This is a genomic window from Nostoc sp. FACHB-280 (assembly GCF_014697615.1).
Lineage (GTDB): Bacteria > Cyanobacteriota > Cyanobacteriia > Cyanobacteriales > Nostocaceae > Nostoc_B.
Genome location: NZ_JACJSD010000015.1, coordinates 57,553 through 83,510 on the forward strand (window position 1 = coordinate 57,553; position 25,958 = coordinate 83,510).

Annotated in this window: 21 protein-coding genes and 2 other RNA genes; 16 read left to right on the forward strand and 7 right to left on the reverse strand. The window is 40.9% G+C overall.

Annotated features, from left to right (window positions below; all coding sequences use genetic code 11):
• Positions 1 to 20 precede the first annotated feature (20 nt).
• From H6G75_RS13260 to H6G75_RS13275, 4 genes are all read left to right on the forward strand, one after another.
• Positions 21 to 848 carry an HMA2 domain-containing protein gene (locus H6G75_RS13260; RefSeq protein WP_190980523.1) on the forward strand — a complete coding sequence of 276 codons (828 nt, stop codon included), beginning with the start codon at positions 21 to 23 and terminating at the stop codon, positions 846 to 848.
• A gap of 192 nt (positions 849 to 1,040) precedes the next feature.
• Positions 1,041 to 3,371, forward strand: a complete 2,331-nt coding sequence (locus H6G75_RS13265) for a heavy metal translocating P-type ATPase (protein WP_190980524.1) — start codon at positions 1,041 to 1,043, stop codon at positions 3,369 to 3,371.
• 71 nt (positions 3,372 to 3,442) lie between these two features.
• Positions 3,443 to 3,748 (forward strand): DUF5132 domain-containing protein, encoded by a 306-nt coding sequence (locus tag H6G75_RS13270; RefSeq protein ID WP_190980525.1) that lies wholly within the window; start codon positions 3,443 to 3,445, stop codon positions 3,746 to 3,748.
• Positions 3,749 to 3,941: 193 nt separating this feature from the next.
• A complete protein-coding gene (locus H6G75_RS13275; RefSeq protein ID WP_190980526.1) occupies positions 3,942 to 4,541 on the forward strand; it encodes an HMA2 domain-containing protein in 600 nt (199 codons plus the stop codon).
• A 224-nt stretch (positions 4,542 to 4,765) separates the two neighbouring features.
• Here the strand turns inward: H6G75_RS13275 and H6G75_RS13280 are convergent, their stop codons facing one another.
• Positions 4,766 to 5,824: a HEAT repeat domain-containing protein gene (locus H6G75_RS13280; protein WP_190980527.1), complete on the reverse strand. Its 1,059-nt coding sequence runs from the start codon at positions 5,822 to 5,824 to the stop codon at positions 4,766 to 4,768.
• Positions 5,825 to 6,071: 247 nt separating this feature from the next.
• Between H6G75_RS13280 and fni the strand changes: the two genes are divergently transcribed.
• From fni to queF, 9 genes are all read left to right on the forward strand, one after another.
• Positions 6,072 to 7,121: a type 2 isopentenyl-diphosphate Delta-isomerase gene (gene fni / locus H6G75_RS13285; RefSeq protein ID WP_190980528.1), complete on the forward strand. Its 1,050-nt coding sequence runs from the start codon at positions 6,072 to 6,074 to the stop codon at positions 7,119 to 7,121.
• A gap of 164 nt (positions 7,122 to 7,285) precedes the next feature.
• Positions 7,286 to 9,121, forward strand: a complete 1,836-nt coding sequence (gene sppA / locus H6G75_RS13290) for a signal peptide peptidase SppA (protein ID WP_190980529.1) — start codon at positions 7,286 to 7,288, stop codon at positions 9,119 to 9,121.
• A 226-nt stretch (positions 9,122 to 9,347) separates the two neighbouring features.
• Positions 9,348 to 9,950 carry a PEP-CTERM sorting domain-containing protein gene (locus H6G75_RS13295; RefSeq protein ID WP_190980530.1) on the forward strand — a complete coding sequence of 201 codons (603 nt, stop codon included), beginning with the start codon at positions 9,348 to 9,350 and terminating at the stop codon, positions 9,948 to 9,950.
• 89 nt (positions 9,951 to 10,039) lie between these two features.
• The gene (locus H6G75_RS13300) at positions 10,040 to 10,306 is read left to right on the forward strand and encodes a YciI family protein (RefSeq protein ID WP_190980531.1); all 267 of its coding nucleotides are present in this window, start codon (positions 10,040 to 10,042) and stop codon (positions 10,304 to 10,306) included.
• Positions 10,307 to 10,344: 38 nt separating this feature from the next.
• Positions 10,345 to 10,441, forward strand: an RNA gene (gene ffs / locus H6G75_RS13305) — signal recognition particle sRNA small type.
• Positions 10,442 to 10,536: 95 nt separating this feature from the next.
• An RNA gene (ffs, locus tag H6G75_RS13310) (signal recognition particle sRNA small type) lies at positions 10,537 to 10,633 on the forward strand.
• 25 nt (positions 10,634 to 10,658) lie between these two features.
• On the forward strand, positions 10,659 to 11,045 hold the full coding sequence (locus H6G75_RS13315; protein WP_190980532.1) for a phasin family protein: 387 nt from the start codon (positions 10,659 to 10,661) through the stop codon (positions 11,043 to 11,045).
• Between the two features lie 158 nt (positions 11,046 to 11,203).
• On the forward strand, positions 11,204 to 11,599 hold the full coding sequence (locus tag H6G75_RS13320; protein WP_190980533.1) for a hypothetical protein: 396 nt from the start codon (positions 11,204 to 11,206) through the stop codon (positions 11,597 to 11,599).
• A gap of 139 nt (positions 11,600 to 11,738) precedes the next feature.
• Positions 11,739 to 12,137: a preQ(1) synthase gene (queF, locus tag H6G75_RS13325; RefSeq protein ID WP_190980534.1), complete on the forward strand. Its 399-nt coding sequence runs from the start codon at positions 11,739 to 11,741 to the stop codon at positions 12,135 to 12,137.
• Between the two features lie 149 nt (positions 12,138 to 12,286).
• Here queF and H6G75_RS13330 read toward each other — a convergent pair whose 3' ends face one another.
• The 5 genes from H6G75_RS13330 to H6G75_RS13350 form a co-directional block, all read right to left on the reverse strand.
• A complete protein-coding gene (locus H6G75_RS13330; RefSeq protein WP_242051526.1) occupies positions 12,287 to 13,765 on the reverse strand; it encodes a DUF4114 domain-containing protein in 1,479 nt (492 codons plus the stop codon).
• A gap of 727 nt (positions 13,766 to 14,492) precedes the next feature.
• Positions 14,493 to 15,878, reverse strand: coding sequence for a cytochrome c biogenesis protein (locus tag H6G75_RS13335; protein WP_190980536.1), 1,386 nt, complete (start codon positions 15,876 to 15,878; stop codon positions 14,493 to 14,495).
• Between the two features lie 3 nt (positions 15,879 to 15,881).
• Complete coding sequence (locus tag H6G75_RS13340; protein WP_190980537.1) at positions 15,882 to 16,622, reverse strand: cytochrome c biogenesis protein CcdA; 741 nt, start codon at positions 16,620 to 16,622, stop codon at positions 15,882 to 15,884.
• A gap of 448 nt (positions 16,623 to 17,070) precedes the next feature.
• On the reverse strand, positions 17,071 to 17,967 hold the full coding sequence (locus H6G75_RS13345) for a CoA-binding protein (protein ID WP_190980538.1): 897 nt from the start codon (positions 17,965 to 17,967) through the stop codon (positions 17,071 to 17,073).
• 103 nt (positions 17,968 to 18,070) lie between these two features.
• The gene (locus tag H6G75_RS13350) at positions 18,071 to 19,270 is read right to left on the reverse strand and encodes a succinate--CoA ligase subunit beta (RefSeq protein ID WP_190980539.1); all 1,200 of its coding nucleotides are present in this window, start codon (positions 19,268 to 19,270) and stop codon (positions 18,071 to 18,073) included.
• A 1,163-nt stretch (positions 19,271 to 20,433) separates the two neighbouring features.
• Between H6G75_RS13350 and H6G75_RS13355 the strand changes: the two genes are divergently transcribed.
• The 3 genes from H6G75_RS13355 to H6G75_RS13365 all read left to right on the forward strand — a co-directional run bounded on the left by H6G75_RS13355 (position 20,434) and on the right by H6G75_RS13365 (position 24,009).
• Positions 20,434 to 22,221, forward strand: a complete 1,788-nt coding sequence (locus tag H6G75_RS13355; RefSeq protein ID WP_190980540.1) for a hypothetical protein — start codon at positions 20,434 to 20,436, stop codon at positions 22,219 to 22,221.
• A gap of 162 nt (positions 22,222 to 22,383) precedes the next feature.
• Positions 22,384 to 23,067 (forward strand): DUF4241 domain-containing protein, encoded by a 684-nt coding sequence (locus H6G75_RS13360; RefSeq protein ID WP_199337864.1) that lies wholly within the window; start codon positions 22,384 to 22,386, stop codon positions 23,065 to 23,067.
• Positions 23,068 to 23,349: 282 nt separating this feature from the next.
• Positions 23,350 to 24,009, forward strand: coding sequence for a Uma2 family endonuclease (locus H6G75_RS13365; protein WP_242051527.1), 660 nt, complete (start codon positions 23,350 to 23,352; stop codon positions 24,007 to 24,009).
• A gap of 13 nt (positions 24,010 to 24,022) precedes the next feature.
• On the opposite strand, the gene H6G75_RS13370 is transcribed toward H6G75_RS13365, so the two are convergent.
• Complete coding sequence (locus H6G75_RS13370; protein ID WP_190980542.1) at positions 24,023 to 25,594, reverse strand: metallophosphoesterase; 1,572 nt, start codon at positions 25,592 to 25,594, stop codon at positions 24,023 to 24,025.
• Positions 25,595 to 25,958: the final 364 nt, after the last annotated feature.

A 25,958-nucleotide genomic window follows, 5' to 3' on the forward strand; every position in this document is an offset into this window, starting at 1 on the left:
AGGAACACAGGAGGATGAAAATGGAGGGTTCTGTATCCTCATCGGCCTCGCAGCCTCCTGGGCATAGCCCCTGGAAAATAGCAGCCAAACCAAACCAAATCGCCCATCAACCATCTGCCAAGGTAGCTTATAGTATTACTGCGGCACTTCCCGGCACAGTCGCATTTTGTATACCAAAAATTAATGATGATCCCCAATATTTGCAACGCCTCCAAGCGTTAATTAAAGAGCAAGAATGGGTGATTAATCAACAAGTTAATCGAGAAGCGGGATCAGTCGTCATTACCTACAAAACAGGGATGATGTCTGATTTTGAAATGCGCTCAAATTTAGCGAGTCTATTGCAGACTGCTGATACAGTTCAAGTAGAAGAGGTAGAGAAGACAATTAATAGGGATCAGGTAAGAGAAACGGACAGAGACTTTTCTCCCTTGCCCCCTGCCCCCTGCCCCGTTTCCTCTTCCGACTCAGCACTCAGCACTCACACTTCGACTAATTCGGCTGCGCTCAGTACAAGTCCGCTCAGTGTACAGCACTCAAAATTAGCCTATACTATCGTTCACGCCATACCTGGACGAATTAGGTTTCATATACCGCAAATATCCCGCGATCGCCATTATGTGCAACGCTTAGAGAACTTGCTCAAAGCAGATCCAGTGGTGACAAGTGAGCGCATCAATAAAGATGCAGCCTCATTGGTGATTACCTATAACACTGGAAAACTGCGAGACTCTCAAGAGCGAATACACAGTGTGGAAGCAGCAGCCAAAACATATTTAATTTGTTTGATTCAATCTGCCAACGAAGCAACGGCAGGTATCGCCGCCAACCCAACCAGCAGAATTTAACAACATCTCGGCAAATTTTTAGCAGTAACTCACTAGTCTTCAGTGATTGGAGAGAGAAATTCGCTCTCAAATATATCTACCAACTTGGTTGGAATGATTGATAAATCTAGATTCCAATCTCAAATCCCAAATTTGGTATGAGAGCCGACCACCTTATAAATCCAGTCTTTCATCATTTTAGCGAGATCAGGAATGACACCATTGACAGCACAACTAGTATCGCCCGCAGTTCAAAAATCTTCGGAAATTGAAGTTAAAGAAGAGGTACCTTTGGGTACGAAAGCTTACGAAACCGTCAGCCCAGTAATTTTAGCCCAACCGATTCACAAGAATCTAGCTAACTTCAATAGACGCACTCATCAGCCAGTCTCCAAGGTTGTCTATAGCGTTGTCCATGCAGTTCCCGGAAGAATGCGGTTGCGTATCCCACAGTTGCGTGATAACAACGCATACATGCAACGTCTACAAACCTTGTTAGAAGTTGATCCCCTGATTACCAGCGTCAGAATTAAACCTGCGGCGGCCTCGTTAGTTGTGACTTATAAAGCAAGTCAAGTCAACGATGCCAAAATGCGATCGCGTTTGAGTTGTCTGATTATGACAGCTAATGATGCCAATGTTGTGCTGTTGGATCAGAAAAAGCCGATAAATCAGAAATCCCAAGAGGATGGTGAAGAAGTTGCTTGGCCTGGTTTGCAACTGTCGATGGTTGCTACAGGACTAGCAGTCTTAGGTGGGCCATTGGGGCTATCTGTACCGCCAGTTATGGTGGCTGGAACCATTGCTCTCGCCACATTGCCCGTATTTCAACGAGCCATCGTTGGACTAGTAATGCAGCGAAAACTAACAATTGATGTCTTGGACTTCTTGGCAATTGTGATTACCACAGTCCAAGGTCAATTTCTGACACCTGCATTGATGCTGAGTTTAATTGAAATTGGTGAAAATATCCGCGATCGCACTGCCCGTTCTTCTAAAATGCAGACATTAGACTTGCTCAACTCTCTAGGGCAATTTGTCTGGGTAGAACGTGATGGTGAAAAGATACAAATCTCCATCAAAGAAGTCAAGAGTGGTGACACGGTAATTGTCTATCCTGGTGAACAAGTCCCGGTAGATGGCAGTATTCTGCGGGGTAAAGCCTTACTAGATGAGCAAAAACTCACTGGTGAATCAGTCCCAGTCTTAAAAACTCAAGGACAACCTGTATTTGCGTCTACATTGGTGCGGGAAGGCAGCATCTATATCTTGGCAGAACGGGTAGGTAACGATACCCGCGCCGGACAAAGCATCAAACTCATGGAAGAAGCCCCCGTCCATGACACGCGGATGGAAAACTGCGCCATCAAAATTGCGGAAAAAGCAGTCCTACCCACCTTATTATTAGGTGCAGGAGTATTTGCAATTACCCGCAACGCCGCCAGAGCCGCCAGTGTCCTCACCCTGGATTTTGCCACGGGGATCAGAGTCTCGGTGCCAACAACAGTTTTGGCAGCTTTGACTTATGCTGCCCGCCACGGTATTCTCATCCGTAGTGGTCGCGCCTTAGAACAACTGGCAGAAGTTGATACCATCGTTTTTGATAAGACTGGTACTTTAACTAAGGGCGAAGTTGCGGTTATTGGTGTTGATAGTTTCAATCCTGAAGTTGCAAGCGATAGAGTTTTAGCTATAGCCGCCGCCGCCGAGCAACGGTTAACACATCCAGTCGCGGAGGCTGTAATTCGCTATGTCGAAGCCCAAAAAGTTGAGATTCCTAGCCGTAGCAAGTGGAATTACAAACTTGGTTTAGGTGTGGAAGCAGAGATTTACGGCGAGGCTGTGTATGTTGGTAGCGAACGCTTCTTGCGGCAACAAGGCGTAAACATGGAAGCCCTCAACAACGTTAACCGCGTTAATTCTGTAATTTATGTTGCTAGTAATGGGCAACTTCTCGGTAGAATAAGATATAGTGATATTCTGCGTCCAGAAACACGAGAAGTAATTAACCATCTGTTGAGCGTCGAAGGTGTAGAAGTTCACATGCTCACCGGCGACAACCAACGCACAGCTAAAGCTGTAGCGGCAGAACTCGGAATTGCCCCAGCCAATACCCACGCAGAAGCATTCCCCGAACAAAAAGCCGCCGTTGTCCGTGAACTGCACGAACAAGGCAAAACAGTTGCCTTTGTGGGAGATGGAATTAACGACTCCCCAGCTTTAGCATTCGCCGATGTTTCTATATCCTTTGCTCACGGTTCCGAAATTGCCCGTGAGACAGCAGACGTAGTGCTGATGGAAAACGACTTACATGGAATTTTAGAAGCGATCGCCCTAGCACGCAACGCCAAAAAACTCATTCGCCAAAATACTAGTATTGTTGCTATTCCTAATATTGCAGCAATGGCGATCGCGGTGCTATTTGGACTAAACCCACTAGGTGCAACGGTAGTTAACAATGGTTCAACAATCGTTGCAGGCGTTAACGGCTTGCGTCCAATTCTTAAAAATTCCCCAAAGAAAGCTCTACCATCAGCAAGATGAGGTAAGACCTTGGGTAGATTAAGCTAGATAGCTTTCTAACAATTTTTCAATTCAACTGGAGATACTAAACTATGCCGAAAATTACTGATTTTGTTGAAGATGCTGGCGCTCCTGGAATTATAGCTGGTATCGGTGCAGTTCTACTTGCACCCGTCCTAATTCCTGTTGTTGCTGGAATTGGTAAACCCATTGCTAAAAGCATCATCAAAGGCGGAATTGTCGCTTACGAAAAAAGCAAAGGCGCATTTGCCGAACTAGGCGAAACCTGGGAAGACATCGTAGCTGAAGCTAAAGCCGAACTCGCAGAAGACAGAGAAACCCCATTATTTGAAGCTGCGGGTACTCCAGTGGACACTGCATCTGATAATGGTGCATAAGCTAGGCTATGTTTTGGAAAGGATGAAGAATCAAGTTGCAGACTCAATACTTCAAACTTTCCTATTCATTAGATATAGCAGTTATCAATCGTGACTAAATCAAAAGATCCCCGACTTCTTATAGAAGTCGGGGATCTGAGCAACATAATTTATCTATCAAATAGGATTCAAAGTATTACTCAGGAGGGTGGATGTGTTTACAAATAATCATGGTAATGTCACTATGATGCCTAAAGTTGTGGAGGCAAATACCTTGAACACGCCATCCCAGCCTATATCTACAAAAATCATCAGCGATACTCCAGGCAGACTACGCTTAAGAATTGCCCCATCTCATCGCCATACTGGGGAAATAAAACGCATTGTCAAGATGTTGAATGCTCAACCCAACATCAGTCAGGTAAATACTAATATCCAAAATGGCAGTATCGTCATTCACCACGATCGCAATGATGAAAGCTGGCAAAATGTCTTAGCTACACTCAAAGATATTGGCATAATTTTCGCTGATGTAACTACCGGAAGTGAAAGCCACTCCGACGCAGCCGCTACAGTTGCTAATGCGGTTTTTGACTTAAACGAAAAAGTCGAAAAATCCACAAATGGCGTAGTTGATTTACGCTTTATCTTTCCTTTGGCACTGGGATGTTTATCGGTGAGACAGTTGCTAGTTAAAGGTTTGCAACTAGAAATTATCCCTTGGTATGTTTTAGCATGGTACGCCTTTGATAGTTTCATCAAACTGCATGGAGTTAAAAAACCAGAACCTATTACTGTGTCTGAAAAACATTAACAATAAATATACTCATATCCCCGACTTCTTCAAAAAAGTCGGGGGTATTGTCAAATCTTTAAATATCCACTACTAACAGATAAATGTATACAAACTATAGTACGCACTTCAAGGAGCGAGAGTGACTGCCTACGCAGACTATCTGAAAACCCGCGCAGGCGGGTTTAGTTTGTATAGCCCCAGACTGAAGTCTGAGGGCTATTTGCTGAACGTAGATGTGGATATTATCTATTCCTGCGTGCTGCTTGCAGAGCATTAATAGCTAAACTCACACCAGCTTTTTCATTGTTATAAAAATGGTTTTGTGGGTTTTGTAAAATTTGCTGAACTGTTTGCAATTCATCTATGGCATTCAAGTCAGATGCAGTGAAAAAATTCGCCCTGGATTTTTCTTGAAGATTTGTAGTTATTCTCACCACTGCTCTAGCGGCTTTGCTACGCACAGTCCAATCTGGATCTTGCAAACCTTGGATTAAATAAGGCAAAGTTGCACTAGTATCTGTACCAATACTACCAATAGTCTCCAAAGCTAAACCTCGCACTGATGGTTCGCCGTGTTTTAAGGCTTTCCCAAGATTTGGAAGAATGGGAGTAACTTCGGTACTGATGTTATTTAAGTTTTCCGCAGTTACAAGGCGAGTTTGGGGATCATTCGTATTGCTGAGATTGGAAATTAAGCGAGATACGATAAAAGCAGATTTAGTATTTAACTTGACTAAAGATGTCGCTGCGCTAAAACGCACCGAAAAGTCGGAATCTTGCAGTGCATCAACTAGATAACTGGAAAACTTAGCAGCTTCAATCACCGTATTTGCGCCATTGGTATCACCAGTATCTTCAGCAACAATGTTACCAATGGCTCTAGCTGCACTACTACGGACAAACCAATTTGGGTCTTGCAGAGTTTTGACTAAGGTTGGTAGAGCATCTTTAACTAATAAACCACCTTTTTGAGACAACACTAAAGCTGCACCACTGCGTACTCGCCAATCAGGGTTTACCAAAGCCAGCTTGAGTTTATCTAATGTTTCACTACTAAACTCTCTGTCGTTAACATTGCCTAAAGTTGTAACATTATTCAGTTGTTCTAATAAATCTTCGTTGCTCAAACCTTGGATTAACTGATCAACACTCTGTCCACTAGGAGTCTGTGCCAAAGTTTGAGAAGTTATACTACTGATAATTAAAGGTGATACAAAAGTCAACACACTTACGGCTACGCGATGTGCTAACAACCAATTAGGAATTCTAGCCCAGAAGTTGAAGTAAATGTGTTTTGCCATAATGATCTACTTCTGTATACACTAATGCCATTTTGTCTGCTCAGTGTTTTATATTACCATTCAAAATCTTGATTGGTAAATGGGTGTAAGGGTTTAGGGGTGTGAGGGTGTATAGGTGTACAGAATCCAATACACCCTCCTCCAGTCCTCAACATTGATGAAAACTCACCTGTAACCTGTAACCTGCTCTAACCTTTTTATCTAAGCCATAAAATAGTGATGACAACTGCTTTGAGTCATACTACCAGTGAAAGCCCCTACTAGCAATTTGGAACCAACTCAGTCGCGTAAGGCAGATCATATCCGTATCTGTTTGGAAGAAGATGTTCAGTGCCGTGAAATAACCAATGGATTGGAAAGTTATCGTTTTAGCCATTGTTGCTTACCAGAAATCGATCGCAACGATATTGATATCAGCACCAATTTTTTAGGCAAGTACCTAGTAGCACCATTACTCATTTCTTCAATGACTGGCGGAACTGAGGAAGCGGGAATCATTAACCGACGTTTAGCGGAAGTCTGTCAGCACTACAAGTTGGCGATGGGTGTCGGCTCCCAACGGGTAGCTGTAGAAAAACCCCAGGTGGTTGATACTTTTGCGATGCGTAAATATGCACCGGATGTTTTGTTGTTTGCTAATGTGGGTGCTGTGCAACTGAACTACAAGTATGGTTTAGATGAATGTCTGCGAATCATCGATATGCTAGAAGCGGATGCGTTGATTCTGCACATCAATCCTCTGCAAGAGTGCATTCAACCTAGAGGAGATGTGAATTTTCGCGGATTATTTGACAAAATCGCTAATTTATGTAGTAAGTTAAATGTACCGGTGATTGCGAAAGAAGTAGGCAATGGGATTTCCGGTGCAATGGCAGAAAAACTGATAGCGGCTGGGGTGAGGGCAATTGATGTTGCTGGCGCAGGGGGTACTTCTTGGGCAAAAGTTGAGGGTGAACGAGCAGAAAATGACTTGCAACGCAGGTTAGGCAGAACATTTGCAGATTGGGGCATACCAACCGCAGAATGTATTACAAGTATACGCGCGATCGCACCGGATATTCCCTTAATTGCCTCTGGTGGCTTGCGTCATGGCTTAGATGTTGCCAAAGCGATCGCATTAGGTGCAGATATCGCAGGTTTAGCGATGCCTTTTCTGCAAGCGGCGGTAATTTCAGAAACAGCAATTTCAGAGTTAGTAGAAGTTTTAATGGCCGAAATTGTCACAGTGCTATTTTGTACTGGGAATATTAACTTACAACAGTTAAAACATTCTGGCAGTTTACAACGCCTAAAATAAAGTCAGGAGTTAAGAGTTAAAGGTAGGATTTAATACGCAGCCCAATTCCCAAAAGAGTTTAGCTGTTGTAGTCAATCACTCACCATCAGTCACATAATTCCTGAACGCTAAAATTCTCCAGAAAACTCTGGAGAGACAATCTAAAATCTAAAATTGATAGACTAATGACTAATTTTGTTAAACAAACTGCTGCCAGTGTTATTGGTAGTTTACTAGGGTTATTTATTTTCTTTGGGATTGGCACTACAGGATTATTTTTACTCCTATTTGCGATCGCCGCTACTCAAGATGTGAGTCCAGTAGTCAAAAATAAGTCTATGTTAGTGTTTGACTTATCTTTGAATATTACTGATCGAGAACCAACTGCGGGTGAAGAGTTACAAAGAACATTATCAGGGACTCCAGAAGACAGAATCACTATCCGCAAAGTTCTAGATGCGATTAACCAAGCAAAACAAGATCCAAAAATTGTTGGTATATATTTAGATGGCAGCAAGGGTTCAGGTGGAAATTTAGGCTTTGCTTCCCTGAAAGAAATTCGCAAAGCCTTAGAAGAATTTCGCGCCGCCGGGAAAAAAGTAGTTGCCTACGGTCAAGATTGGGGTAAAAAAGAATATTATCTCAGTTCTGTGGCTGATACCGTAGTTCTCAATCCCTTGGGTGCAATAGAAATCAATGGTTTGGGTAGCCAACCAATGTTCTTATCTGGAGCATTGCAAAAGTTTGGTATTGGTGTACAAGTTGTGCGAGTTGGCAAATTTAAAGGCGCTGTTGAACCGTTCATTCTTAACAAACTCAGTCCCGAAAACCGCGAACAAACTCAGAAACTACTGGATGATGTGTGGAGTGAGTGGCGAACCACAGTAGGTACAAGTCGCAAAATTAACCCGCAAAAATTGCAAGCGATCGCCGATAATCAAGCCATAGTTGAAGCACCAGCAGCCAAAACCAATGGTTTAGTTGATCAAGTTGCATACCATGATCAAGTAGTTGCCGACTTGAAAAAACTCACCGATAGCGATCAAAATGAGAAAAATTTCCGGCAAGTTGACATTCTAGAATACTCCCAAGTTATTAATAAATCCCTCAAAGCCGAACAATCATCAAAAAATCAAATTGCTGTAGTCTATGCCGAAGGGGAAATTGTCGATGGTAGCGGTGATAATGAACAAGTAGGTGGCGATCGCTTTGCTAAAATCTTCAACAAAATCCGCCAAGATAAAAATATCAAAGCCGTCGTTTTAAGAATTAATAGTCCTGGTGGTAGCGCCACAGCCGCCGAAATCATGCAACGGGAAATCCGCTTAACCCATGAAGTGAAACCTGTAGTAGTATCTATGGGTGATGTCGCAGCTTCTGGTGGTTATTGGATTGCGAGTGACTCTAGCCGAATTTTTGCCGAACCAAATACCATCACTGGCTCCATTGGTGTATTTGGTATCTTATTCAACGGACAAAAACTAGCAAATGACAACGGTATCACCTGGGATGTAGTCAAAACAGCCCGCTACGCTGATGCTCAAACTGTCGCTCGTCCCAAATCACCTCAAGAAATAGCCCTGTATCAGCGCAGCGTCAACCGAATTTACAGTCTATTCCTCGATAAAGTTGCCAAAGGGCGCAAATTACCAGAACAAAAAGTTGCCGAAATTGCCCAAGGAAGGGTTTGGTCTGGGGTAGCCGCTAAACAAATTGGTTTAGTAGACGAAATTGGTGGACTGAATGCGGCGGTGAAATACGCAGCTGAAAAAGCCAACTTAGGTAACAATTGGCAGTTAAAAGAATATCCCAAAGAAAACAGTTTAAACGAAATTGTATTTGGTAAAGCCGTGGAAGAAGCCAGCACAGCTTTAAAAATACCGGGACAACAACAAGTCAAAGCTACCAACCCCCTCACCGCCGAATTCCAAAAACTGCAACAAGAATTAGAGGTATTTCAAAGTATGAATGATCCTAATGGAATTTATGCTCGTTTACCGTTTAATTTAAAAATCGAGTAATTACTATACTGATAAACCCAGTATCTTTGATGTTAAACTGCCATTGGTTGAAGATTCCAATGTCAACTAACATACAAAGTTTTTCATGTCTAGCCACAAGCCTTTCGGGTGAAATATGTGCGTCACTCTCAGCGAAGCCATACAGAAAGTTTCAGCATTCGCCTGGGGGTGACTCATCCTTTTGCAGCGCGGCTTTACAGCTACGCATCTACCCCAACTATACTCTATGAAAAATCTAGCTTTACTATCTACTACAGTCTTGACTGTTTCGGGATTGGTTTTCGGAACCATGCAAGCTGTCTCTGCTGCCACTTTAAATTGGGAATGGAGTTATTTTGGTTCTGGTATAACAGCAAGCGGTAATTTCATTACTAATGACACTCCTGACAATTCTGGTTTTTACGAGATTTTGGAAATCAGTGGCACACGTAATAATGAAAAAATTACTGGTTTGCAACCTGCAAGAACTCCCATACCTGGCAACGAACCTTTTAACGTGGACAATTTAATTAGTTTGAATAGTCAGCAGTTAACAGGTGACGGTTTTGGTTACTCCACATCATCAGGAAACTATGCTAGTCCGTTTTTTGCTAGTTTTTTGTCCACACCGGGTTATTTAGAGGTTTTTTCAGTACCGCCATTTGTGTTGGGGTCTTTGGGGACAGAAGATAGTGAATCAGCCGTGGTTTTTTCAGCCAGAATTATCTCTATTCCTGAACATACATCCATTTTGAGCTTACTTGCTGTCGGCACTCTTGGTTTAGTATCAACACTTAAACGCCAGCAATTACTACAATTGACTCCACAGAAACGCGTAAAGGCTTCGTAATATCGAAATAGAGACGTTGCCATACCACATCTCTTGAAAGATTGATGCTGATGGAAGCTAGTTCTTGCACCTATGAGGTTAGTAGCAAAATGCCTTGGTTTGTCAAAATAGAGTCAGGTAAAGTCGATAAAACTATCTTTGACCAATATATACCTGCCCACAAAGCCTTTGTACAGGATTTAATTGCCAAAGGACATCAAGCTAAAACAGGCTATTGGGCAAAAATGGGAGGCGGGATGTTGCTGTTTAAAGCAGCTTCTCTGGATGAGGCTCAAGCTATTATTGCCCTAGACCCCTTGGTTAAAAACGGTTGTGTTGACTATCAGCTTTACGAGTGGAAAATTGTGGTTGAGTAAGAAACACTGACGAACTTTTAGTGTTATTATTTTGGTGAGGCTCGGATCTATGCAACTAAAACGCCTAAATCTTGTCAGAACGTGAAAGTAGCAGCAATCAAGGATGCTTGTAGTAGGCGTAGTCTCCGGGCTGACCTGTTTTTAGGTCTGTGTCAGCTACCAACTTGACGAAGAAAAAAATGTGGTTGAGTAGGACACACTTACGAACTTTTAGTGTTATTATTTCATTAGACCTGGATCTATGCGACTGCAACGCCTAAACCTTGTCAGAACCGGAAGGTAGCAGCAATATGGGATGCTTGTAGTAGGCGTAGTCTCCGGGTCGCCCTATTTTTAGGAGCGATCAGCAGCAATGCCCGGTTTTGGAGATATTGTACAAAAAGCTTTTTACCTCGGTGTTGGGTTAGCTTCTTACGCAGGTGAGAAAGCTGGAGGAAAAGTAGCCGAATTGCGATCGCAAGTCCAAAAACTGGCAGATGAAATGGTGGCGCGGGGCGAAATGAACACAGAAGAAGCCCGCCGCTTCGTTGAGGATATGATGAAGCAAGCGCAACAACCACAAACACCTTCTGCTGACACTACTGAAAAAACAACTCCTTCTGAACCTCGTCGCATCGAAATCCTAGAGGAAGATGAAGAGCCAACGGTAAAAGAGACCTCAACTGAAAATGTGGATGACTTGCGTAGCCAAGTGCTAAAACTGCAAGAAGAATTAAAAAGACTGCAACGCGATCAATAAACGGCAGTTTTTACCTTCAGCATCAGCAGCAAATAGTACTACAACTCAAAGTATCACCCAGGAAGTTGACAACATACATTGCCTAGAATGTATTTATATACTTCAATTGGGGTGGTTATTAGCATCCTAATTTTACAGCCAGTAAGAGCGTCAATTTTATGGAAGAGTGGCAAAAAGATTTAATGGGAATCGTAGAAACAGTGGCAGAGGAAGTTGAACGCTTCTTTCAAGGAATGAATGATATGGTTGATAGCTTTTTTGACCTCACAGAAGAATTGACAGAGCAAGTACAAAATAACATTGCCGCCGATGTAGAACAATATTTACAAGAAATATCTGCACCCTTCCTAGAAATTTATTGGGAACTAGAAGATGTAGTTGCAGATGCAGATCCGGGGTTTCCCTATTCAGTGGAAGCCACCCCAGAACAAAATCCGGCTTGTGTAGGTTGTAATAACTATCATGGTCAAGTTTATGGTGGTAACTTGTTAGTTTGTGCTATGCACCCCCACGGTTGGGATGATCAAACCTGTCCTGACTGGGAACAAGAGTAGTACAACAAGGCAAAAGGCAAAAGTCAAAAGGTAAAAGGTAAAAGGGGAAAGTAAACAGGAAAAGGTCAAAGAATTTTTGTCTTAATCAGCTTTTCGCCTATTATTGTTGAGGCGACAGATGACCAAGGACAATTGACCCATGACTCAGGACGCATCAGAAGTAAAGTATGGCGAACGCAACATTGCGGAAGGTAGTTTAATTACCTTTCCCAATCCGCGAGCAGGTAGACGATACGATATCAACATTACTTTGCCGGAATTTACCTGTAAATGTCCGTTCTCTGGCTATCCAGACTTTGCCACAATTTATATTACATACATACCAGATGAACGGGTAGTAGAATTAAAAGCCCTCAAGCTTTACATTAACAGTTACCGCGATCGCTACATCTCCCATGAAGAATCTGCCAATCAAATTTTAGATGACATGGTTACAGCTTGTGATCCGCTAGAAATTACTGTTAAAGCCGATTTTGCCCCTAGAGGTAACGTGCATACAGTTATTGAAGTACGCCATCAAAAAGCATCAGCGAATTAATTCGCTGATGCTTAAATAAAAAATTAGCACTTGCTTACCCAATTAGACGAAAATCGAGGTTTGGGGTAGGGTAAAGAGGTATCATTGTTCAAAATCTCTACACCCTTAAACCCATTCTCTAAAGACAACTTTTATCCTTAAGTTCTGAACTATGAACGACGACGGCGACGCAACTTCAGCATTCCCAATGCGCCTAAGCCCAAAATTGGGAGTGTCGCAGAAGGTTCTGGTACAGCCGAGGATTTGAGATTATTTTTACCAAAGTCAACAACAAAAAGTGTGTCGTTGTAATCTTTATCGCCACCATTGCGTAAGTCTTCAAAACTCATTATCAGATAATTGTCAATCTTCCAACCCATTAAGTGTTGTACTCCATCTGGGTTAAGAGTTGGGTCTGCACCATAAATATCGCCATTTTTTGGTGTTTTGCTATATCCATCAGCTTTGAGTAAGAAATTCAGCTGTGTACCAGCTTTAAAACTACCCAAATCTACAAAATCACCGATATCTAAAACACCATCTTTCTCGCCTCGTTCGCACTTATTTTTAGTGCTGTCGCAAGAGATATTTTCAAATATCATACCTTTATCGTATTTTTCGCCCCGAATGGATTCATAGGCTAATTGGTTTTTATAGGTTGCGCCTTCATTCAGGAACCAAACACGTACATTGTGCTTTTGTGCCAAAAATAATTGAGAAAAGTCTACCTTTTGTGCTTTGACTTGATCTGCGGCGATCGCCACACCGTCTTTTTGTACTAAACTTTGAAACTGGGGCAGTATAGATAAGAAATTTTGGTCTTCTGACTTATCTCTGATAGTGGGTCGCTTCATGGTACTCCAGTCACTAGCCTTTTTGGCAGCTTCTTGTGCGTCTACGGAATACTTAGCTGCATTGTCTGCATCTGATTTAGCTTGATTTCTGGCATCTTGAGCATCTTTAACTGACTTGTCAGCATTTGCAGTGACAGTTTGCAATTTTTGACTAGCTTGATTTCTAGCTTGTTCTGCTGTGGTGCGCTTACTTGTCGCATCATTCAACTTACCAGTTGCAATGTTACGTTTATTTGTTGCATCATTCCAATTAGTAGTTGCAGTACTAAACTGAGTCTTTGCATTATTCCAATTAGTAGTTGCAGTATTAAAGGCTGTAGTAGCGTTATTAACAGTTTGTTGTGCTGCACTTTTTTGAGCTTGAGTTTTAGCAGCTGCGAGGGCGGCTTTTGCATCAGTTAAAGCCTTATTAGCGGCATCATAAACCGCTTTTGTGTCAATTACAGCCTTATTAGCGGCATCATAGACCACTTTTGTGTCAATTACAGTCTTATTAGCCGCATCATACGCTGCTTTGGCTGCAATAAAATCTGCATCTGTTTTTTGAAATGTTAGTTCAGCAGAATTTAAAACATTAATTGCATCTTGTTTAGCTTTTGTTGCGGCTTGTGTGGTTTGTGTCAGTGTAGCTTCAGCTTTGCTGAGGACATCTGCACTGTCTTTAGCCTTTTTGGCAGCTATTGGAGCTTCCTTAATGGCTTCTTGAATGGTAGTTGTTGCACCTGCTGAACCCATACCGGAAAGTGTGTAGGTTAAAGTAGCAGCAGCAATCAGTCCAAAGCGGATTCTGTTCATGTTTGCCATAAATATTGATACGCAATTAACTAAGTTTTGATTTCTTTTAATCAAGTAATGAAGTTTCAATCATTAACTTGTTCACCGTTGGAAAAAACTGGTTGTATGGGAGCTACTTTTTTTCGGGTAACTACTTTGTATCCCATTAAGATTTTTAACGTCTATAGTTAAAAGTTGTTTTTGCCAAGTCTTTATAACGAAATACCACTTGAGCAAACAGATATGGTAATTTGTTGCTGATTTCTATCTAGCAACAAATTCTATTTATCTAAAACTGGTAAGAATACAGATAATATGAAGCGATAGTTTTGAGGAAATTATCTGCATCTCAGTAGTAAAAAATCACTATATTATTTAATTTACTTCACAATAAATAAAACTCTATAAATTTAATGACTCCAATACTGAATTTATAAAGTCAGCTTCAAATTCAGGTGTAAATTAGTTTCTTTAATAACGATTTTGACAGAGAGATTGGAGCTAAACGATAGAATAACTTGGCTGATAATACTAATTACAATAGATTTTGATTATATGAATGTCTGAAAAACACAGCATTATCTAGACTTCTCAGTAATTAATATATTTCCATGTGCGATAAAAAAATATAAAAGCTGAATAATTACAGTGAAGATACAGAGAAAATCACTATATTTATTCAGCCTTCATAATTGATGTACGTGTTGATTTTAGTGGAGAGATAATGAAGAAGGTAAGGAGTTTAAATCTACCCTACTGCTGCTGTTGATTGTGAATTCAGTCCATTCAAAATCTCTAGCACTTCTTTTTCAAAAACAACTTGAGCGCGATTAGTTTTACCACCCACATACAAGCGATCGCCTTTTTGTAATGCCCAAATTTGCGAATGGGAGAAGTAACTCATTACCACACCCGCCATCAAAATGGCAAAACCACCATAAACAATGGGGATACCAGGGTCAGATTTGATTTGTAAGCCAGTACTTCCAATCACTTCTATGATTTTGAGTTTCGTACCGTTGACTTCAGCCGCCATCCCAGACCGCACCGTTGTAATTAACTGACCTTTGCCGTCATAAATTAACATCATGCCTTGCAAGTCTTTGGCAATTAAAGATACGCCCTCACTCAAATCGGGTTTGGTAGGTATCCAAGTTCCCCACATCCTTCCCTGTTGCGGAGTGGTATTTAAAGCCGCCATTGGTAATTGAAACACCGGACTGTTATTGAATTGGAATCGGACACCAGAAATTCCCCAATCGGCTTGATAGAAAGTTACACCACGATAACGCAGAGGTTGGTTGACGAAAATTGTCTTACGGTCAACTTCTTTCCCGTCATCATCTAACACAGACATATCAGAATAAAATTGGTCAATACTGCCAGAGGGCGTATATTCAATCCAAAACCGATTTACCCGTACAGACCAATCTTTTAAGTGTTTGGTATTTGCCCAAGGGCCAGCATTGAGGATGTTTTCTACCTGAAAGCGATCGCCACTGGGAATTTTTTCTTGGGCGGTAAATCCAGTCATTGAACCCCAAATACCACCAACGAGAATCGTCACAATCCCAATGTGTACAATAATCGGCCCGATACGTCCAATTATGCCTTTACGGGCGTAGAGAATATTATCTTTGTCTTGAAAAATTTTATAACGACGGTTTTGCAATAAAGGGGCGAGAGAATTTAAAGAAGCAGTATCTAATTCTGCACTTAAAGCTAATTTTTGGAATTGTCGGGGTTCTTCGTAATATTTCCAACGTTGGGCAGCTTTTAGGGCTGGTAATTGCCGCGTGAAAGTACAAGCCGTTAAACTGCTACCAAACAAGATGAGTAACGCGTTAAACCACCAAGTATGATAAACACGATTTAATCCAACTGTTAATATGACTTTCCAAGTTAGGAAGCCAAACAAAGCTGGATGTTCTGGGTAGTTAGTGCGATAGAAACTGGCTGACTGGTCTTGTTCAATTACAGTACCGCTAACGCTGAATAAGGCAATGATTAATAATAAGGCGATCGCTAATCTTAAGTCTGTCAGTACAGGTAAAATCTCCTGACGCACAAATCGCCAAGGTGCTAACCACCAACTTGATGTTGTGGATGTGGACGCTGAATTATCTAAAGTCATGGGTTACAAACTGCCAAAGGGAATGCGAGAAATCAAAGAAAAAACACCAAATCCTACCAATAGCGCCCCGCTAACTGGGTTAATCCAACCAGACCAACGACGCAACTCCAGCAGTTTTTTGATTGCAGCCGTAAAAGTACCTGCCAAAATTAAAGGTGCTACATAGCCTGCTGTATAAGACAGTAACAAAACAGCGCCTAAAATTAAGTCTTTTGTGCTGGCAACCCAAGTGAGTAAACTGGCTAAAACAGGGGTGCTACAAGGAGAAGCCACTAAACCAAAAGTTAAGCCAATCAAATAAGAACGCACACCCGGCGGTAAATCTTGAGAAATCCAATTTGTCTCGCCCAAAGAAGGAAATTGTAAGGGCAATGCTTCGAGCAAGTTCAGCCCCATAATAATGGCGATGATACTGACAATAATGGGTAAACCCACTCCAATTTGTCCGTAAACTTTGCCGACTAAACCAGCTATGATTCCCATTCCAGCCAGGGTAGTTGCCAGTCCTAATGCAAACCAAGTAGACTGGGCTGCTGCTTGTAGACGACTTTTCGCCTCATAGCCGCCGATATAGCCAATAGTAATCGGTAGCATCGACAACATGCAGGGAGTTAAACTGGTGAGTAAGCCAGCCAGAAAAATAATGCCTACACTCAACAAACTTAAGTGTGTGAGTTGGTTAGCAACTACATTGTTGGCAAATTGTTCGAGTTGATAAATTTGAGTTTGTAAAGTCTCCAGCATAAGAAATTTTTAATGTGGAAATGCTTGATATGCTTGAATTCTAGCTTATTTCCCTAGACGAGAGAGTAAGCAAATAACTGCGGTTCAGAAAATATAGTAGGAGGCAGGAGGTAAAAGTATTACTATGAAACTACAAATCAATACTTCATCATTTCCTGATTTTCCCGAAAAGTTGTAGAGACGTTGTATACAACGTCTCTGCTTAGGTTGGAAGTAGGAATACTATCTTTATTTTCTTTTGTGCCTTTGGGAAAAGAAATATATTTATATAGCAATCCTATTTGAATTGTGAAAAATATCGAACCGCCAAGTCGCCAAGAGCGCCAAGATAAGCGCCCAGAAATTTCACAATGATTTAGGACTGCTATAGCAGTAGCCAAGTTGCTTAGGACATAGTTTTTCACCCTGTCACCTATTACCTGTCCCCTGCTATACTTTGGTGAATTTTTTAACCAACAGCCAGGATTTTCAACTCATTTCTGACCAATTCAGGAATCAGAGAAGGACGGTCAGCAACAGGAACTTCTGCTTCTTTTAAAGCTGTTAATTTACTTTGGGCTGTACCAAAATTAGGGTCACGGCCAATCACTGCGGCTAAAGTGCCAGTTTGTTGCCAATTTTTCACAGGGGATACTTGTCTACCTGCAATGTAGGCAATGACTGGTTTATCAATTGCTTCTGTAATATATCGGGCGGCGGCTTCTTCACTACCACCACCAGGTTGACCCACTAGGACGATCGCTTCTGTATTTTCATCTTCATCGAGAATTTGCAGCCATTGTAAAAAGGATGAACCCACGATCGCATCACTGCCAATACTGACACTAATTGATTGTCCTAAACCAGCTTTGGTTAATTCCCTAGCAACTTCATAAGTTAAAGTACTGCTGCGGCTGACAATTCCCACAGGGCCGGGTGTATAAAATTCACTTGGTTGTGTGCCTAAAAGAATTTTTCCAGGGACAATGATTCCGGGACTGTTCGGCCCGACAATCAAAGTTTCACAAGCTTCGGCTTTGCGGAGTAATTGCACCATATCTAATGGTGGCATTCCCGCCGAGATAATAATAATTTGACGAATGTTAGAGGCGATCGCTTCTAAAGCTGCATCTAATACTTGATAAGGATGAACACAGATAATTGTGGTGTCAATTGTGCCGAACTGTGCCACAACTTCTTCAACTAAATCAAAGACTGGCAAATTATATTGTTTTTGTCCGCCAAAACCAGGATTTACGCCAGCAACTAAATTTGTACCATAAGCTTGCATCTGCACAATATTAGTTTCTGAGATAAATTCACTAAAACCTTGAATGATAACTTTACTATCTGAAGTTAAGTTCATAAGAAGTATGAAGTATGAAAGATAAATTGCCGCAATATACAAATTAAATACTTAACAGAATGATCTCCCTTGCCCCCTTGTCTCCCTTGTCCCCCTTATCTCTTCACTTAACCTTGACACGTTGATAGGTGGCCGGTTTAGCCAGACGAACAGCTTGGGCTACGGCTTCATCTAAATCTTCGACTAATACAAGTTCGCTTTGATTTTCAACGCTGGCTAATAAATCTTGCGCTACATTCAACTCCGAACCAGCTAACCGGACAACCAAGTAGGGAATATGGGACTCCCGACGATTGTGATGATGATGATCTTGAATAAATTTGGCAATGACTTGGGCTGCGGCTTCGGCTTGGGGGATACTACCAAGCAGGTTAATCAGAATTACTTGAATACTTTTGTCAGCTGTGAGGAGATTCAAACCTTTATTTAAGCGATCGCCAAAACTTGTTGGTGAAGTGTCGGTTAACAAACCATGTCGCAAATTCAGAGGATGACTAGGTTTACCGCCAAGACTAGCGACTAAATCAAAGGTAGCCATAATCGAACCCGCGCCATTTCCCAAAATGCCGATTTTACCTACGGTATCGCCACCATTTAACTCTTTTAATTTGCTGTGATTTTTATGATTGCTGTGGCGGTGACTAATTTTTGCAGCTAATTCCGCCAGTTCTGGATGACGACCAATAGCCCGTTCATTAATGCTGACTTTACCATTGAGTGCCATCACTTCATTAGCAGCATTAACAGCTAGGGGATTAATTTCTACTAAGTCTAAATCTTTTTGGATAAATAACTCATACATCTTTTCCACAACGTTGCTGACTGATTGCATCAGCGCACCTTGCAGTCCCATTTTTAAAGCTAGTCGCCGCGCATAAAAGGGCGAAAATTCTTGTTCTACTACGACATACTGTAATTTTTCGCCGGCTGATTCCCAATCAATATTTGCTTCTTTACAACCTAAAAGTACAGGTCGGCAAACAGCCGTGTCTAAAACTACTGCTAAATAAAATTCTTGCTTGCTATCATATTTAGTCTCTGCCAATAAGACCTCTGGTAACTCGCCCCAGATTGGCAAATTAAAAATAGTTTGGGCGGCGGCGATCGCATCAATGGTTGTCTCCACAATTCTCACCCCACCAGCATGAATCCTTTCGCCTGCATATACTTGGGATTTAAGGACAACTGGATAACGAATTTTTAACCGTTTGAGGTCAGTGGGATGATCTATTCTTTGAGAAGGCAAGACAGGAATACCTATGCTCCCAAACCATTCTTTAACTTGATACTCTAATAAATCCATTTTTATGCACCTTGTTTTGCCACTACCAACAGTATTTTTATGGTGCTGTTGTTTCTTTTTTACAGCACTATAATTACAGAATCAAGTCTAGTTCATCTTTATACATTAATTTTTTATGGTTCAATTCTATCGAATTCAGCAAATGCCGCAAATGATTTTCTAACATTAACCTATATATAGAAATCCGGTTCTATTTCTGAATCTACTTGCGTAGACAGGGAGTAGAGAATAGGAAAGAAGGTATACTTCAGTGTAAGAATTTCTTTCATAAATCAGATATAAGTCCTAATATAGCAATCCTAAATTATTTATAAATATTTCTCCCTTCTTCTCCTTGTCTCCTTGGTTCACATATTAAATTAAGACTACTAGATAACTAAATTGCTTTACTGTCATCAATCTTCTCGGTGAAATTGACAGCATATAACAAAATTAGCTGTTGTGTCAAAAATTTTGGCTGAGTAGGTTTCCCAGAATAGAAATATTTTTGTAACGAATGCAACATTTAGACTTGACTCAGTAACTGACTGTAATCGTAGTGCGATCGCTGTTGTCATTTTTCATACTTGAGACTGTTAACAAATCAGTTAAGATTGTGATAAACACAAGCAATATATTGTTTAATTTTGAGGTAAGTCTACAGAAGACCGAAGTCAGGAGTGTTCTCATTTGCATAACTCGTAGTTTGAGACTATGAAAATATTTGTCTCGTAAAATCCTGATTTATTCATCATTCTGAATGCTGACTTCCGAGTCCTAAATTATTTTTCAAATTCAATAGCAAAACTTCAGAGGAATTTGGGAATAATTAGAAAGAGATATCTATAGAGATAAATTATTAAATTAAGATTTGGTGAATTCAAAATATTAACATATCCAAACCAATCACTAATTAATTATGATCATTAAATTATGCCTATTGGACTTTTACAGTCCTCATAGTTAGTAAATTCGCGCAGGAAAAAATTAAAAATTCTAAAAATACGAATAATTACTGATATTAGATTTGGTCATAACAGTCAAAATTTATGTTAGAAAGTTGGTCTATTTTATTTTTGGCTATGGTTGGTTAAATTGTGCATCTGGATTCAAAGAACCCAAGCAATTCATTTACTTCCTTCAACGATAAAAAAACAATTATAGATAATCAGCAAGAACGCTCTATGACAGTGGCAGTCCAGCAGGAAGATTTACAGCTGTTAGCCAGAACTTTGCAAGAACAACTTCTGGCACAAGTTCCATCGGGTAAAGTCTTCCAAATTAGGTGTGCAGTCAACAAAGATGAGTTAATGATTCTGATTCAACATCCAGTTGGTCTTACGGTTGACACCGAACAAGTTTTTGCGGTTATTGAGGATGCACTTCAATCCTTACCAACCTATAAAGAGCAACGGGTACAGTGTTTTATCAGAGTCACCAGTGAAAAGCTTCCCTATGCCAAGCGTGTAATAACTATCAAGCAAAGAGAAGAAAACTTAGGAATTTGGGAAAGTGGGGATGTTAACAGCTTTGGAGATTCGGCTGGATTTCCCGCCAGTGGTTCATTTTCAGAGGCGGTAAATACTGATTCAGCATTTATCGCCGAAACTTTAGAAGATTCAGAACTCGAAACACCTTATGATCCTCTAGCGGATGCACCAGATTTAACTTCTAATCGCCGTAAACCTTTGTTAGTTTTCTCACCACTATTTTTAGGTGTAGGTTTGGTGGTGATTGTGGGTTTAGGAATTGGTGGTTATTTATTAAGTCAGCCTTGTGTGATGTCTGAGTGCAAGGAGTTAGAAGCGGCGATGCAACTCAAAACAGAATCTCGCCAGCTGATGAATCGTGCTAAGTCCGAAAATGAATTAACCAGGGTTAAACAACAACTGGAGACGACCGGCGAGGCGTTGAATGTAATTCCGCAGTGGTCTCCCCGTCATCAACAAGCCCAGGAACTCAAAACTACCTTGGCTACACAGTCTGACAAAATTAATCAGGTGGTTACAGCTTTGCAAGCTGGTGCGACGGCTGAACAAAAAACCCAAACCCCCACCAATAGTTTAGAAGAATTACAAGCCAGACAACATTTATGGCGACAAGCGATCGTTCCTTTAGAAGCAGTTAACCCCAATAGCGAACTTTATAATTTCATCCAGCCAAAATTGCTGAAGTATCGGATTAATTTACAAACTGTTAATAAGCAGTTAGTTGCTCAAGAACAATGGTTGAAGAAATTAACCGCCGCTAAGGGGGTAGCTAGTGTAGCGATGAAGTGGCAAACTTCTGCTAAATCTTTAAAAGACTGGCAAAAGGTACAGTCTACTTGGCAAGTTGCTGTTAACGCTTTGAATGTCATTCCACCAACTAGTCCGGCTTATCCCCAAGCACAAAAGCTGCTAATAGAATATAAACCACAGTTAGCGCGATCGCGCGATCGCGCCACCTTAGAACAACTAGCAGCGAAAAGCTACCTCCAAGCACTGAACATTGCCAAACAAGCCCAAGCCTACGAAAAACTCAATCAATGGCAAGCTGCGGCTGCATACTGGGAACAAGCTTTACAAACGGCTAAAAATATTGCTCAAGATAGCTTGTACTACAACCAAGCCCAAAGTCTCATAGCACCTTATTCTGAAGGACTCAAACAAGCCCAAACCAAAGTCCAACAACTCAATGCTTGGCAAGAAGCCCGCGTTGAATTAGCTCAAACTTGTACCAGGGAAATTCGGATTTGTAACTTTACCTTAAATTACACCGGAATTATTGTCAGACTCACCCCTGAATATGAACAAGCTGTTCAAGGCGAATTGTCACCAGCTAATTCAGAAAATCCCAACCCCACAACTGAAAATAGTCATTGGCAAGCTTTACAAGAAGCACTCACAGTCATTAGTGAAAATTCTAATTTACCAATTGTCGTCTACAATTCTCAAGGACAAGAAATTTATGTCCGAACATCAGGTGGTTAATTAATTTATTTTTGACAATTTTTTAAGTAAGAAAATCCTTCAAGGAAAGCGATTTTGTAAAGTCTGTTAATCTTTTACATACAGGCTTTATAGTAGCCACTGCTGCCTAACTTCCTTGCTCGGTCGTGGCTATCTCAATAGATTTGTATAAGATTCAAATTAATGACCTTTAAACAAATAAATGAATCAAAGATGATAAATGTTGATTTATCAAAATCTTTCCAAACAGGTCAAAGGCTCAATACACGATTTGGCGTTTTTATTCTTAATCCTTATAAAATTGGGGAATTAAACTTAACTTCAGGAAAATTAGTAGCTTGTGATCCCCTAGTTTTTCCTGGTACAGATCCCTTGAGTCCCAATTTTCAACCTGGTTCTTACCCAGTTTTTTTGAGCATTGCACGCAACCTCAATAACGAAGAACCAATGGTTGCTTATGCTATGGTTCAGATTAGCGAAGTAAGTCCAGTACGGTGGGAATTAGCTACTAGAGTTGGCGAAAAATTAAGTGATTTAAAAGAAGGAGAGGGATTTTTTGGCTATGGAGTTGATTCTGGAATAGGGTGCTTTATGGATGCGGATACTGCACAAATTATTATTAATAATACTTGGGAAACAGAAATTTATGAAGACACTTTAGCTTGCAAACTAGATAATTTACTCGAAGAAGAAAATAGACTTGGCGTAATGTTGGCTAATATGTGTGTCAATGAGTCCAATGGAGCAAATGTTATTGCATTTGCAACAGCTTTGGGTGATGGTTTTTATTATAATTACTTTGGATACGATACTAATAATAATGTTGTTAACGTTATTACAGTGAGTTTATCTGGAGATATCCAGTAAGAAGCAAGTATTCTTACTTTCTGATAATTTAGCCCGAAAGTCTAAAATATAGAGTTTTCAGCAGGCGTGATCGCACTTCCAAGCTACGACCGCATAATAGAGATGCACAATGCTGGCTCTCACAACCATTGATTTATCTGAGTGTTACCAGTGTTAGTAAAAAATTCATGGCGGAATTTGTTTACTTTTAGTGTATTGTAATTATCGCTGGACTGGGAGCGATCACACTCATCATATCAATTCCTTCTGAGAATCTCGACAAAGCTGTATATCTTGGTAGCATTGACTCAAGTACCCGTCAGCAATAGAGCGAGAACGATGTACGTCGCCATCACACAACCACTGACTTTTACAGAGTTTCTTGCCTGGGATGATGGTTCAGGCAGAGAATTTGAGCTATGGGATGGAATTCCTGTGCCGTTATCTGAACCAAATGCTAATCATGAAGATTTGATTCAACGACTATGCGCCTATTTAGAAAATCATTGCCAAGAAAATAACCTCCCTTACGTATCTCGACAATCTAAACAGGTGCGGCTGAAGACAGCATCAGGAGAAAAGGAAAAAAGCCGCAAAGCTGATATTGTCATTTTTGCAAAGGAAGAATGGCAACGGATGAAAACTAGTTCTAGTTCTGCGGCTGCATATATTCCACCACCAGGAATCATTGAAGTTGTTAGTAACAATTGGAAGGACGACTATCTCACAAAACTGGCTGAATATGAAGACTTGGGTGTTTTGGAGTACATAATTATAGACTATGCTGCTTTTGGTGGGATTCGGTTTATTGGTTCGCCTAAGCAACCGACGATCACAATATATCAACTAGAAGATGGAGAGTATTTACCCCCAAAGATATTTCGAGGACAGCAACAAATTGATTCGCTATTGTTTCCGCACATTCCGCTAACGGCTGAACAGATTTTTGCTATGAGTCGCTGATTAAAATTAGCATTTATAACAGCAATGGTTCCATTTCATGCTGATACCATTTTTGATCCACCCGTTCTGCTATTAAAGGTCGAACAATAAATTTAGGTGGAAAACCATCTTTAACATCAACTCGCACGCAAGAATAAGGTAAGCGTGTTTGCGAACCATAACCATAGCGACCCACATACAGCAGTGAGTCAGCGACTTTGCGAGTGGGGCTACCAGGAAGTCCGCTAAAAGTCTCTAACAATTCGGTTCCTTCAACGCGCTGGCGGCGGGGACGGCGACCACTACCACCGGAGATAATACAAGGAATATGAGAATCGGCATATCCGGTATCGGCTGTGCGAAGATATTCTAAACAGTGAGCGTGACCGTTAAAGATTAAATCAACTATGGGACGGTTTTGTACTAATGAACCAAGATTTTCTTTGACTTGGTCTAATACCCAACGCAAACGGTGACGCACCGCTAAAGTTTGGGCTTGACTCCACTTGGTGGCTTCGGTGACGTAGGGAGGATGGTGAAAAAAGAGAATCCTACCACGAACTTCTGAGGTATGCCAAGATTCAATGAGTCTGTCACGCAACCATTCTAGTTGTTCAAAATCAATTGTTGCTGACTGCTGAGATGATAGTTGTTTTTCGATGTCAATTTTGATTTCGTTAATTTGGTCTAATTTAGCACTGAGGTCGTCGAGTTGTTCCGCATCGGCTGGGTCATCAGGATTGAGGCGATCGCTCATTGCCAAAATTTGTTCTTCTTCTCTATCGATTTCCTGGCGGCGTTTTTGCAATTCCTGACGATAAATTTCACCTGCTTGAGTTGTTGGTAAAGGCGATGGCATATTAAATGTATTAGAATCCAGCGCGAAAAAATCTATACCACCATACCGAAAACTGTAATAACGATTAGGTACACGGGTAAACTCTCCGGGTATGTAACGCAAACAACGACCAGTTTCAGTTTTGCCTGTATAATACTGGTCTAAATGGTGATTTAATTCTTCGGGAGCAGTAAAACTCGCTAAATAATCCAGAAAAGCGCGTGCATAGGCATCTCCTTGATTAGAACCATGCCAACCAATTTCAAAATCTTTGTAGCGCAGCATTCGCCGTAGTCTGAGTGTGCTACCTGTTAACCAGCGATACACAAAAGGTACATCATAATAATCATGGTTGCCGAGAACTGGTAAAAACGGTAGGTTAAAAATCATGCGATCATAAGCAATATTCTTGGGGTTCTCGCCACCTACCAAAAACTCCCGGTAAGGTTCTATAAAGTTAGCTGGGTAATATTCATGGGAACCCACCACATAAATTACATCGCCGGTATGCAGCACAAAACGGCAATCATCTTGATGAGCCAACATTAATTCTGTTACTTCGCGTTGCGGGTGGTGTCCGTAATGAGATTTTGTCCCGCTATCCCCAATCACCAAAAATGAAAAGTCGGGAGTATCATCTTTGCGATCGTCAATTATCATGCTGGTTTGATCGATGCCGCGTTGGATAATACTGCTATGTCGCCACCTTACCCGCTCCTTCATTTTTTGGATTTTTACCGGAATTGCTGGCTCAGAAATCAATCTCATATTTTCATCATACTTTCCTACCGCATCCCAATTGTAGCGATTTGTTTTAGTAATTCATCGTTGCGAGGTATTCAGAATAATTCAAGATTATGAATAAAAATGAAATACAAATTCTTCTGTAACTATTAATTAAAGGGTGTTGAGATAAATGAGGTACAAGTGTCAAACCAAAAATCATGTAGAGACGTTACATGTAACTTCTCTACAGCATCTCGTGAATATGCAACCAACTGTAAGAATTTTATGCAATAAATAAACAACTTTCATCTGGAGAATTGATGATGCTGCTTGATAGCGTTTTTATCCCTACCTTTAATTGGAAAAAGTAGAATTTTTACTTGGGTTTTAGCTACTTGGTTGGTGA

What these genes read in the sequence shown, in the direction of transcription:
- H6G75_RS13270 (WP_190980525.1), top strand. Translation starts at nt 3,443, where the DNA reads ATGCCGAAAATTACTGATTTTGTTGAAGATGCTGGCGCTCCTGGAATT.
- H6G75_RS13315 (WP_190980532.1), top strand. Translation starts at nt 10,659, where the DNA reads ATGCCCGGTTTTGGAGATATTGTACAAAAAGCTTTTTACCTCGGTGTT.
- H6G75_RS13330 (WP_242051526.1), bottom strand. Translation starts at nt 13,765, where the DNA reads ATGAACAGAATCCGCTTTGGACTGATTGCTGCTGCTACTTTAACCTAC.
- H6G75_RS13340 (WP_190980537.1), bottom strand. Translation starts at nt 16,622, where the DNA reads ATGCTGGAGACTTTACAAACTCAAATTTATCAACTCGAACAATTTGCC.
- H6G75_RS13295 (WP_190980530.1), top strand. Translation starts at nt 9,348, where the DNA reads ATGAAAAATCTAGCTTTACTATCTACTACAGTCTTGACTGTTTCGGGA.
- H6G75_RS13260 (WP_190980523.1), top strand. Translation starts at nt 21, where the DNA reads ATGGAGGGTTCTGTATCCTCATCGGCCTCGCAGCCTCCTGGGCATAGC.
- H6G75_RS13335 (WP_190980536.1), bottom strand. Translation starts at nt 15,878, where the DNA reads ATGACTTTAGATAATTCAGCGTCCACATCCACAACATCAAGTTGGTGG.
- H6G75_RS13280 (WP_190980527.1), bottom strand. Translation starts at nt 5,824, where the DNA reads ATGGCAAAACACATTTACTTCAACTTCTGGGCTAGAATTCCTAATTGG.
- sppA (WP_190980529.1), top strand. Translation starts at nt 7,286, where the DNA reads ATGACTAATTTTGTTAAACAAACTGCTGCCAGTGTTATTGGTAGTTTA.
- H6G75_RS13360 (WP_199337864.1), top strand. Translation starts at nt 22,384, where the DNA reads ATGACCTTTAAACAAATAAATGAATCAAAGATGATAAATGTTGATTTA.
- H6G75_RS13265 (WP_190980524.1), top strand. Translation starts at nt 1,041, where the DNA reads ATGACACCATTGACAGCACAACTAGTATCGCCCGCAGTTCAAAAATCT.
- H6G75_RS13320 (WP_190980533.1), top strand. Translation starts at nt 11,204, where the DNA reads ATGGAAGAGTGGCAAAAAGATTTAATGGGAATCGTAGAAACAGTGGCA.
- H6G75_RS13355 (WP_190980540.1), top strand. Translation starts at nt 20,434, where the DNA reads ATGACAGTGGCAGTCCAGCAGGAAGATTTACAGCTGTTAGCCAGAACT.
- H6G75_RS13370 (WP_190980542.1), bottom strand. Translation starts at nt 25,594, where the DNA reads ATGAGATTGATTTCTGAGCCAGCAATTCCGGTAAAAATCCAAAAAATG.
- queF (WP_190980534.1), top strand. Translation starts at nt 11,739, where the DNA reads ATGACTCAGGACGCATCAGAAGTAAAGTATGGCGAACGCAACATTGCG.
- H6G75_RS13300 (WP_190980531.1), top strand. Translation starts at nt 10,040, where the DNA reads ATGCCTTGGTTTGTCAAAATAGAGTCAGGTAAAGTCGATAAAACTATC.
- H6G75_RS13350 (WP_190980539.1), bottom strand. Translation starts at nt 19,270, where the DNA reads ATGGATTTATTAGAGTATCAAGTTAAAGAATGGTTTGGGAGCATAGGT.
- H6G75_RS13345 (WP_190980538.1), bottom strand. Translation starts at nt 17,967, where the DNA reads ATGAACTTAACTTCAGATAGTAAAGTTATCATTCAAGGTTTTAGTGAA.